The organism is Streptomyces sp. NPDC051940 (assembly GCF_040680895.1).
Lineage (GTDB): Bacteria > Actinomycetota > Actinomycetes > Streptomycetales > Streptomycetaceae > Streptomyces.
In genome coordinates this window covers 75,561-85,397 of record NZ_JBFAXR010000017.1, presented here as the reverse complement: position 1 = coordinate 85,397, position 9,837 = coordinate 75,561, and the positions used below count along the sequence as shown (strand labels likewise).

At 71.8% G+C, this 9,837-nt stretch carries 7 protein-coding genes; 2 read left to right on the top strand and 5 right to left on the bottom strand.

The genetic code is table 11. The features are described 5' to 3' along the window. Window positions 1-98: 98 nt before the first annotated feature. The 5 genes from AB0M28_RS10205 to AB0M28_RS10185 all read right to left on the bottom strand — a co-directional run bounded on the left by AB0M28_RS10205 (window position 99) and on the right by AB0M28_RS10185 (window position 7,327). A complete protein-coding gene (locus AB0M28_RS10205) occupies window positions 99-3,038 on the bottom strand; it encodes a glycoside hydrolase family 2 TIM barrel-domain containing protein (RefSeq protein ID WP_365400774.1) in 2,940 nt (979 codons plus the stop codon). A 34-nt stretch (window positions 3,039-3,072) separates the two neighbouring features. Continuing rightward, on the bottom strand, window positions 3,073-3,909 hold the full coding sequence (locus AB0M28_RS10200) for a carbohydrate ABC transporter permease (RefSeq protein ID WP_365400771.1): 837 nt from the start codon (window positions 3,907-3,909) through the stop codon (window positions 3,073-3,075). Window positions 3,910-3,918: 9 nt separating this feature from the next. Continuing rightward, window positions 3,919-4,896 carry a sugar ABC transporter permease gene (locus AB0M28_RS10195; protein ID WP_365400768.1) on the bottom strand — a complete coding sequence of 326 codons (978 nt, stop codon included), beginning with the start codon at window positions 4,894-4,896 and terminating at the stop codon, window positions 3,919-3,921. A gap of 3 nt (window positions 4,897-4,899) precedes the next feature. After that, window positions 4,900-6,180: an extracellular solute-binding protein gene (locus tag AB0M28_RS10190; protein ID WP_365400787.1), complete on the bottom strand. Its 1,281-nt coding sequence runs from the start codon at window positions 6,178-6,180 to the stop codon at window positions 4,900-4,902. A gap of 91 nt (window positions 6,181-6,271) precedes the next feature. Continuing rightward, a complete protein-coding gene (locus AB0M28_RS10185; protein ID WP_365400765.1) occupies window positions 6,272-7,327 on the bottom strand; it encodes a carbohydrate kinase family protein in 1,056 nt (351 codons plus the stop codon). Window positions 7,328-7,454: 127 nt separating this feature from the next. Between AB0M28_RS10185 and AB0M28_RS10180 the strand changes: the two genes are divergently transcribed. Both AB0M28_RS10180 and AB0M28_RS10175 read left to right on the top strand, forming a co-directional pair. Further along, on the top strand, window positions 7,455-8,204 hold the full coding sequence (locus tag AB0M28_RS10180) for a DeoR/GlpR family DNA-binding transcription regulator (protein WP_365400762.1): 750 nt from the start codon (window positions 7,455-7,457) through the stop codon (window positions 8,202-8,204). Further along, window positions 8,201-9,547: a 6-phospho-beta-glucosidase gene (locus AB0M28_RS10175; RefSeq protein WP_365400758.1), complete on the top strand. Its 1,347-nt coding sequence runs from the start codon at window positions 8,201-8,203 to the stop codon at window positions 9,545-9,547. The genes AB0M28_RS10180 and AB0M28_RS10175 overlap by 4 nt, the downstream gene beginning before the upstream one ends. Window positions 9,548-9,837: the final 290 nt, after the last annotated feature.

Here is a 9,837-nt window from a genome sequence, read left to right as displayed (position 1 = left end):
TCGGGGGGGGGCGCGCCCCGCGCGCGCGCGGCCCGGGGGGGGGCGCCCGCGGGGGGGGGGGCGCCCCCCCCCCGGCCGCGCCCCCCACTCCCGTGGGGTTACGCCGAGGGGGTGGTCGTCAGGGTCCACGCCCAGCGGTACGTGCCGGCGCCGAGCCGGTAGCCGGGCAGCGTGTCCGGACCGCAGGACGCGGTGCCGACGCCCCGGTGGGCGGCGTCGACGTGCACGACGCAGGTGGCGCGGGGGGCCAGCTCGTCGTGGTGGGTGGCGGCGGTCAGGTCGGCCGCCCGGTAGCGGGTGACCGAGACCTGGCGCGGCTCGTCGAGGGTGATCCGCAGCGTGCCGTCCAGGGTGAGGTGGCGTACGCCGTGCCGGCCGCCGCTCTCCTGGGGGCGCAGGTACGGGGTGAACAGGTCGTCCACGGCGGCCTCGTGGTGCCCGACCGGCCCGCCGTGGCGGCGGTCCGGGTAGGTCTCCCAGGGGCCCTGCCCGTACCAGGCGAGCCGGTCGTGGCGGGCGGCGGTCTCGAAGACCGAGCCGATCCGCGGCACGTCCGTCAGGCCCTCGGGCAGCTCGGCGGTCTCCTCGACGAGGATCCCGTCGGGCAGCGGGTGCAGCACCTGGGTGTGGACGACCGGCCCGGCGGCGGTCTCGTAGCTCGCGACGACGGTCTGCCGGCCGTCCTCGTCCCGGTGGTACGACAGGGGCTTGCGGACCAGGGCATCGAGCCCGAGCTTGCGCCACCGCTCGGCGAACCCGCCGAGCTCGTCGTTGTCCGTCGGCGCCCGCCACAGCGACAGCACGGGCGGCGCGGCCAGCGCCGGGTGCACCAGCAGGGCCTGCTCGTCGACGTCGGCCGGCTCGCCTCCGGCGGCGGGCGCGGCGAAGGACGGCGCCCCGCCCACCCGCACCTGCGGCGTGCACACCTCGAACCCGGCGGGCGCCCACGCCTCCTCGGCCGCGGTACGCACCCGCAGCGTCAGCCACGCCTCGCCGTCGTGCCCGTCGAGCAGCCCCGCCGGTACGGCGATCGGCGCGCTGCCGCCCGCCGGCACGGACGGCAGCTCGGCCGGCACGGGCTCCCGGTCGGCGTCCTCGCCCGCGACGGACAGCACCCACTCGGCGGTCAGCCACGACAGGTCGCGGAAGTGCTGCCGGTTGTGCACGGACAGGGTGTCGCCGTCGCGGGTCAGCCGGACGGGGGCGGCCAGCTCCCGGTGCTCGTACATCACGGGCTTGGGCGTGCGGTCCGGGAAGACGACGCCGTCGGCGATGAACGCGCCGTCGTTCGGCGTGTCCCCGAAGTCGCCGCCGTACGCCCAGCGATGGCCCTCGCCGGCGGCCCCGTCCGCGTACAGCCCGGCGCCCGCGGGTCCGGCCGGGCGGCCGTCGTCGAGGCGCTGCAGGATGCCGTGGTCCCAGAACTCCCAGACGAAGCCGCCCTGCAGGCCGGGCGTGGACTCGATGGCGGCCCAGTAGTCGGAGAGGGTGCCGTTGCTGTTGCCCATGGCGTGCGAGTACTCGCACAGGATCAGCGGCTTGGTCTGCTCGCCGGAGACGGCGTGCGCGACGATCTCGTCGATGGACGCGTACATCGGGCAGATGATGTCCGAGACGCTGTCCTTCGCGGTCCAGCCGGCGGTGCGCACCGCGCCCTCGTACTGGATCGGCCGGGTCCTGTCGTGGCGGCGCACCCAGCCGGCCGCGGCGTCGTGGTTGGCGCCGTAGTCGGACTCGTTGCCGAGCGACCAGACGATGACCGACGGGTGGTTCTTGTCGCGCAGCACCATCCGGGAGATGCGGTCGGTGAACGCGCCGAGGTAGCGCGGGTCGTCGGCGATCTCGTGCGCGTGGTCGTGCGACTCGATGTCCGCCTCGTCGACGACGTACAGGCCCAGCTCGTCGGTGAGGTCGAGGAGGGCGGGGTCGTTGGGGTAGTGGGAGGTGCGCACGGCGTTGAAGCCGAAGCGCTTCATGGCCACCAGGTCGGCGCGCAGGTCGTCGTACGACAGGACGCGGCCGGTGAGCGGGTGGAAGTCGTGCCGGTTGACGCCGCGGATGTACACCCGCTCGCCGTTGACCAGCAGATCCCGGCCGCGTATCGCGACGTCGCGGAAGCCGATCCGCTGGTACGACGTGTCGGCGACGGACCCGTCGGCGCGGTGCAGGCGGACGGTGAAGCCGTACAGGTGCGGGGTCTCCGCCGTCCAGGTGCGCACGTCGGACACGGTGGCGCGCAGCCGGGCCTCGCCGAGGAAGTCCGACACACGGCCGTACTCGGCGCACTCCGCGGCGAACTCCTCGTCCTGGCCCAGCTCGCCGACGCCCTCCAGCTCGCCGGTGACGTACCAGCCCTCGGGCAGGGCGCCGTCGTCCGCCACGCGCACCCGCACCTCGGCCAGCAGCTCGCCGTCGGCGGGGGCGGTGATCCTCACGTCGTCGAGGTGGAGGGGGTCGGTGGCGCGGAGGTACACGGATCGCGTGATACCGCCGTGCCACCACTGGTCCTGGTCCTCAATGTGCGAGGCGTCGGACCATTTGACGACGGTGAGCCGGAGCGTGGACTGCTCCCCCGGCCGCACCGCGTCGGTGATGTCGAACTCGCTCGCCAGATGCGAGTCCTTGCCCATGCCCACCGGCCGGCCGTCGACCTCGGCGAGCAGCACGCTCTCGAACGCGCCGACGTGGAGCACGACGCGCCGGCCCGCCCAGTCCGCCGGGACGGCGACCTCGCGTTCGTACACACCGGTCGGGTTCTCCGCCGGGGAGGCCGGCGGGAACTCCGGCCACGGCATCTGGACGTTGGTGTAGTGCGGCAGGTCGTCGGTGCCCTGCATGGTCCAGCAGCCGGGCACCGCGGCCGTACCCCAGTCCTCGGACAGGGGTGCGTCCGGTGCCGGCTTCAGCTGGAAGCGCCAGTCGCCGTCGAGCGGCAGCCGGGCGGTGTCCTCCCGGCGCACGGCGTGCATCGGCAGCCGGCGCCAGGACGTCAGCTCCGGGGACTCCCAGGGGCGGGCGGGCATGGGCGGGTGGTGCATCAGTCGTTGCTCCCTCGGCTCTGCGGGCGGCCCGTCACCGGATGGCGCCCTTGGCCAGGTCGGCGATGAAGTGGCGGGCCGCGAAGACGAACATGATCAGCAGTGGTATCAGGGCGAGCAGGGCCCCGGCCATGACCATTCCGTAATCCGTCATGCTGTGCACGCCGTTGAGCTGGGACAGGGCGACCTGGAGCGTGACGTTGTCCGGGTCGGTGAGGGCGATCAGCGGCCAGGCGTAGTCGTTCCACTGGCCCATGAAGGTGAAGATGCCGAGGAACGCCAGGCCCGGGCGGACCACGGGCAGCGCCACGTGCCAGTACTGGCGCAGGAAGCTGCACCCGTCGAGGCGGGAGGCGTCCATCAGCTCGTCGTGGATGGCGCCCTTCATGTACTGGCGCATCCAGAAGATGCCGAACGCGTTGGCCGCGGCGGGCACGATCAGCGCGGTGAGCGAGCCGATCCAGCCCAGCTTCGCCATGATCACGAACTGCGGGATGGCGGAGAGCTGCGCGGGCAGCATGAAGATCGCCATCATCGTCCCGAACAGCACCTTGCGGCCCGGGAACTCGAACTTGGCGAAGACGAACGCCGCGAGCGAGTCGAAGAACAGCACCAGCACGGTGACGCTGACCGCGACGATCAGCGAGTTGAGCATCGAGCCGAAGAAGTCGACGTTGTCGAAGAGGTTGCCGACGTTCTCGCCGAGGTGCGAGCCGGGCAGCAGCTTCGGCGGGTACGAGAAGATCTCGCTGGTCGTCCGGGTGGCCATCACGATGGCCAGGTAGAACGGGAATACCGAGCACAGGACGCCGATGATCAGGCCGGCGTGCAGCGTCGCGCCGCGGGCCGCGGCACCTTTCGTCTTGGGCATGACGGCCTCCTAGTCCTTTTCCCGGCGCTGGACCAGGCGCCAGTTGATGATGGAGAAGACGACGACGATCATGAAGATCGCCCAGGCGATGGCCGCTCCGTAGCCGAAGTCGTTGTTGTCGAAGGTCTGCTGGAAGAAGTAGAGGACCACCGTCTGGCCGGCGTGCTCGGGGCCGCCGGAGAAGGTCGATCCGCCGTTGTTGGCGCCCAGCAGCACCTGGGACTCGGAGAAGGACTGCAGACCGGTGATGGTGGAGACGACGATGGTGAAGAGGATGACCGGGCGCAGCATCGGCACGGTGATCTTGAAGAAGGTCTTCACCGGCCCGGCGCCGTCGACCTTCGCGGCCTCGTACAGCTCGCCCGGGATGGTCTGCAGACCGGCGAGGTAGATGATCGCGTTGTAGCCGGTCCACTGCCACGTCATCAGCGCGGCGACGGCGACCTTGATGCCCCACGGCTCGTTGAGCCAGGCCACCTCGCTGATGCCGACGGCCTTCAGGGCGCCGTTCATCAGGCCGAAGCTGGTGGAGAAGATGGAGCCGAAGATGATCGCGACGGCGACCACCGAGGTGACCGACGGCACGAAGTAGGCGAACCGGTAGAAGCCCTTCAGCCGCACCGCGGAGTTCAGCATCACGGCGCTGATCAGCGCGATGAAGAGCATGGGGAGCGTGCCCATGGCCCAGATGATGAGCGTGTTGCCGACCGCGTCCCAGAACTGGGTGTCGGTGAGCAGATAGCGGAACTGCGACAGCCCCGCGTACTCCATGTCACCCAGCCCGTCCCAGCGCTGGAAGGCCAGGAAGAGTGAGAAGCCGGCCGGGATCAGGCCGAAGCAGAGGAAGAGCAGATAGAACGGGGAGATCGCCGCGTACAGCCGCCAGTGGCGGCGCAGCGCGCCCTCGGGACGGCGGCCGGGGGCGGGCTCGGGCGGCCGGGGCGCGGCCGCCGCCGCTGCGGCCGGAACGGTCGTGGTCTCGGCCATGGCTCAGCTCACCCCCAGGTGGTCTGCGATACGTCGGCACTGGCTCATGGCGTCCCGCCACGCCTGCTTGCGGTTCTTGCCGGAGATGGAGACGGAGGTCAGCTCGTCCTTGATCGGTGCGCCGAGCGCCACGTCGTACGGGCTGTTGTAGGCGACGGGGATCTGCTGCGCCGCGGGTCCGAAGACGTCGATGGTGACCTGCCCGCCGAAGAACTCGTCGGGCTTGCGCATGTCGGGCATGCCGAACGAGCCCGGGGACGACGGGAAGAGCGAGGCGTCGACGAACCCGCGGGTCTGGTTCTCCGGGCTCAGCAGCCAGGTGATGATCTCGAAGGCGGTCTCGGGCTCGCGGCAGTACCGGGTGATCCCGAGGAACGAGCCGCCGTCGTTGGCGGGCTTGTCCGGCATGGCGGCGACCCGCCACTTGCCCTTGGACTTCGTCAGCTGCGACTTGAAGTCGCCGGCCACCCAGGAGGCGCCGAGCTGGCTGGGCAGATGCCCCTCCTCCAGCGCCGCGTTGATGTCGACGGTGCCGGACTTGTACGGGGAGTCGATGCCCCGGTCCATGCACTCCAGGGCCAGGTCCCAGGCGCGGGTGATGTGCTCCTGGTCGCCGATGAAGCGGCGGTCCTTGTCGACGTAGCGCGCGGTCGACTGGCCGACGGCGAGGCCGAAGATGGCCAGCGGGTCGTTCACCATGTAGGCGCCCTTGACCCGCTTGACCAGCTGCTCGCCGGCGGCGAAGTAGTCGTCCCAGGTGCTCATCGCGGCCGCGACGTCGGCCGGTTCGGTGGGCAGGCCGGCCTTGGCGAACACGTCGGGCCGGTAGTAGTGCACGCACGGGCCGGTGTCGATCGGGAAGCCGATCTGGCGGCCGTCGTCGGCGGTGCCCTGGTTCCACTTCCAGTCCAGGTACTGGCTCTTGAGCTTGTCGGCGCCGAGGGTGTTGAGGTCGATGAACTGGTCGGCGTTGGGCAGCAGCGAGGCTATGTCCTCGCCCTTCAGGCCGGTGATGTCGGGCGCGTGGGCGCGGGCGGTGAGGGTCGTCAGCAGTTTGGAGCGGAAGTAGCCGCCGATCTGGGTGGCCTTGAGGTCGACCTGGGTGAAGCGCTTGGCGGCGTCCGCCACCAGCGCGTCGCTCAGCCCGCCGCCCCAGTACCAGAGCGTCATGTTCCGCCCGGTTGATCCGGCCGGGACGCTGCAGCCGGCGGCCGCGCCGCCCAGCAGTGCGGCCGAGGTGGTTGCCAGGCCCGCGCGAAGCAGTCCTCTGCGCGAGAGGTGCACTGCTCCCACCGCCTTTCGGTGTCTCGTCGTTGAGTGGATCGGGGGTGTAGCCGTGGGGGGTGGTCCTTCGGGTGTTCGGGTCCTTCGGGTGTTACAGCGGGGAGACCGGTGCCTCCGGTGGAGGCGGACCGGGGTCGGTGGGGATGCGGTCGGCGAGGAAGCCGTAGGTGCGGAGGAGGTCCGCGGCGGCCGGGTCCTGCGACACCTGCCGCCACCACGCGGCGACCCCGCCCCAGCCGGGCGCGCCCAGGGCGCCGCCGTGCCGTCGTACGGAGAGCCCCGAGGCGAGCACCGCGAAGCGCAGCCGCTCGGCGAGGGGCCAGCCGGCGAGGGTCGCGGCGACGAAGCTCGCGCCGAAGACGTCGCCGGCGCCGGTGGCGTCCAGGACATCGATGTCGAGCGCGTCGGCCTCGGCGTACTCCCCCGTCGTCTGGTCCACGGCGATCGCGCCGTCCCGGCCTCGGGTGACCACGGCGACGGGCACCAGCTCCGCGAGCACGCGCAGGGCGGCCTGCGGGGTGTCGGTGCGCGTGTACGCCATGGCCTCGGCCTCGTTGGGCAGGAAGGCGTGGCACAGGGTGAGCTGCCGCAGCACCTCCGGGGACCACTGCCGGGTCGGGTCCCAGCCGACGTCGGCGAAGATCCGGGTGCCGGCCGCGGCAGCCTTGCCGAGCCAGTCCTGCGGCTCGGCGCCGATGTGCACGAGCGCGCTACGGGCGGCAGGGGGGTCGGTTATCAACTGGTCCTGGGTGTACGGCGGTTCGTGGCCGTTCGTCACCAGGGCCCGGTCGCCGCCCAGCGCCAGCGAGACGGTGACGGGGGTGTGCCAGCCGGACGGGGCCGTACGGGACAGCGAGAGGTCGATGCCCTCCCGGGCGGCGAGCACCTCGCGGCAGTAGCGGCCGTAGAAGTCGTCGCCGAAGACGGTGGCCAGCGAGGTGCGCAGACCGAAGCGGGAGGCGGCGACCGCGAGGTTGGCGATGCCGCCGGGTCCGCTGCCCATGCCCCGGGTCCAGATCTCCTCGCCGGGCACGGGCGGCTGCCCGAGGCCGGTGAAGATCAGGTCGTAGAAGAGCAGACCGGTGAGCAGGACATCGGGGGCGTCGTCGCCCGTCGTCCGGCCCGGGGTGGGGAGCGGCTCGCTCACGAGCGCGTCCTCTCGTCAAGAGTGTGCAAGTTCTGACACTGGATCGTGGGGCAAGTGAGCAAACTTTTCAAGACTCGTTCATCAGCGAACGTAGATTTGAAGGATTTTGCAGAGTAGTGTTCACGCCATGCTGGCAGAGCGACGACACCAACTGATCCTCCGGGCGCTGCGCTCCGGAGGGCCCGCGTCTGTGGCCGACCTCTCCTCCGAGCTGGGCGTGAGCGCCGCCACCGTGCGCCGCGACCTGATCAAACTGGAGGAGGACGGGCTCCTCACCCGGGTGCACGGGGGCGCGGTGGTGGAGGAGGGCGATCAGCCCTTCGCCGAGGTCGCCGAGGTCCGGGTCGCCGAGAAGGACGCCGTGGCGGCCCGCGCCGCGGAGATGATCGAGGACGGCCAGACCGTCCTGCTCGACATCGGCACGACCGCCTACCGGCTGGCCCGGCAGCTGCACGGCCGCCGCCTCACGGTCATCACCAGCAATCTGGTGGTGTACGAGGAGCTGGCCGAGGACACCGGCATCGAGCTGGTCCTGCCCGGCGGGGTGGTGCGCCGCGAGTACCGCTCGCTGGTGGGCTTCCTCACCGAGGACAGCCTGCGCCAGCTGCACGCGGACTGGCTCTTCCTGGGCACGAGCGGTATCCGCCCCGGCGGCCAGGTCATGGACACCACCGTGGTCGAAGTGCCGGTGAAGCGGGCGATGATCGCCGCGGCGGAGCAGGTGGTGCTGCTCGCCGACGGCACGAAGTTCCCCGGCCACGGCATGGCCAAGGTGTGCGGTCCGGAGGAGCTGGACGTAGTAGTGACCAACGCGTCCGCGGACGCGGCGACCGTCGCCGCGCTCACGGAGGCAGGCGTAAAGGTGATCACAGCGTGAAACTGACCATTCTCGGCGGCGGGGGCTTCCGGGTGCCGCTCGTGTACGGGGCGCTGCTCGGGGACCGGGCGGAGGGCCGGGTCACCCACGTGACCCTGCACGATCTCGACAGCGGGCGGCTCTCCGCGATCGCGCGGGTGCTGGCCGAGCAGGCCGCCGGCGTGCCCGACGCGCCCGCCGTGACCGTCACCACCGACCTGGACGAGGCGCTGCGCGGCGCCGACTTCGTCTTCTCCGCCATCCGCGTCGGCGGCCTGGAGGGCCGCGCCGCGGACGAGCGGGTGGCCCTGGCCGAGGGCGTGCTGGGCCAGGAGACGGTCGGGGCGGGCGGTATCGCGTACGGGCTGCGCACGCTGCCCGTCGTCGAGCACATCGCGCGGCGGGTGGCCGACGTGGCCCCGGACGCGTGGTTCATCAACTTCACCAACCCGGCCGGCCTCGTCACCGAGGCCATGTCCCGGCATCTCGGCGACCGCGTCATCGGCATCTGCGACTCCCCCGTGGGCCTCGGCCGCCGCGTCGCGCGGGTCCTGGGGGCGGCGCGCCCGCAGGACGCCTGGATCGACTACGTCGGCCTGAACCATCTGGGCTGGCTGCGCGGCCTGCACATCGACGGCCGCGACGAGCTGCCGCGGCTGCTCGCGGACCCGGCGCTGCTGGCGTCCTTCGAGGAGGGCAAGCTCTTCGGCGCGGAGTGGATCCGGTCGCTGGGCGCGGTGCCGAACGAGTACCTGCACTACTACTACTTCAACCGCGAGGCGGTGAAGGCGTACCGGGAGGCGGCCCGCACCCGCGGCGCGTTCCTGCGCGACCAGCAGGCCGGCTTCTACGACCGTATGCGGGACCCGTCCGCGCCGGCGCTCAGGGCCTGGGACGACACCCGGGCGGAGCGCGAGGCGACGTACATGTCGGAGAACCGCGAGGCGGCGGGGGCGGGCGAGCGGGACGAGGCGTCCCTCTCGGAGTCCGGCGGCTACGAGAAGGTGGCGCTGGCCCTGATGCGGGCGATCGCCCGCGACGAGCGCACCACGCTGATCCTCAACGTCCGCAACCGGACGACGCTGTCGGCCCTCGACGCGGACGCGGTCATCGAGGTCCCGTGCCTCGTCGACGGCAACGGCGCCCACCCGGTGTCGGTGTCCCCGCTGCCGACGCACGCCACGGGGCTGGTGTGCGCGGTCAAGGCGGTGGAGCGCGAGGTCCTCGAGGCGGCGGCCTCGGGCTCCCGCACGGCGGCGGTCAAGGCGTTCGCCCTGCACCCGCTGGTCGACTCCGTCGGGGTGGCCCGCCGCCTGGTGGCCGAGTACCGGGAGGTCCACCCGGGCCTGTCGTACCTCAGGTAGGCCACCCCCATGCCTGAGCTGTCGCCCGGCGCCCGGCACAGTCGGCGCTGCGCGCCTCGTCCTCAAACGCCGGACGGGCTGGAACGGGGCCCAGTCCCGCTCCTTGCCTGCGGCGCACGCAGCGAACGGCTGGCGCCCCGGTGCGAGGGCGTGGGCACTGGCTTTGGCGAGGGCTTGGGCAAGGACTTGGACTTGGACTTGGGCCAGGCCTTGGGCCAGGGCTTGGACTTGCGCCAGGGCTTGGACATGGGCCAGGGCTTGGACTTGCGCCAGGGCTTGGGCTTGGACAT

Excerpts from the sequence above, each read along its gene's own strand:
- AB0M28_RS10205 (WP_365400774.1), bottom strand. The coding sequence starts at position 3,038 with ATGCACCACCCGCCCATGCCCGCCCGCCCCTGGGAGTCCCCGGAGCTG.
- AB0M28_RS10200 (WP_365400771.1), bottom strand. The coding sequence starts at position 3,909 with ATGCCCAAGACGAAAGGTGCCGCGGCCCGCGGCGCGACGCTGCACGCC.
- AB0M28_RS10195 (WP_365400768.1), bottom strand. The coding sequence starts at position 4,896 with ATGGCCGAGACCACGACCGTTCCGGCCGCAGCGGCGGCGGCCGCGCCC.
- AB0M28_RS10180 (WP_365400762.1), top strand. The coding sequence starts at position 7,455 with ATGCTGGCAGAGCGACGACACCAACTGATCCTCCGGGCGCTGCGCTCC.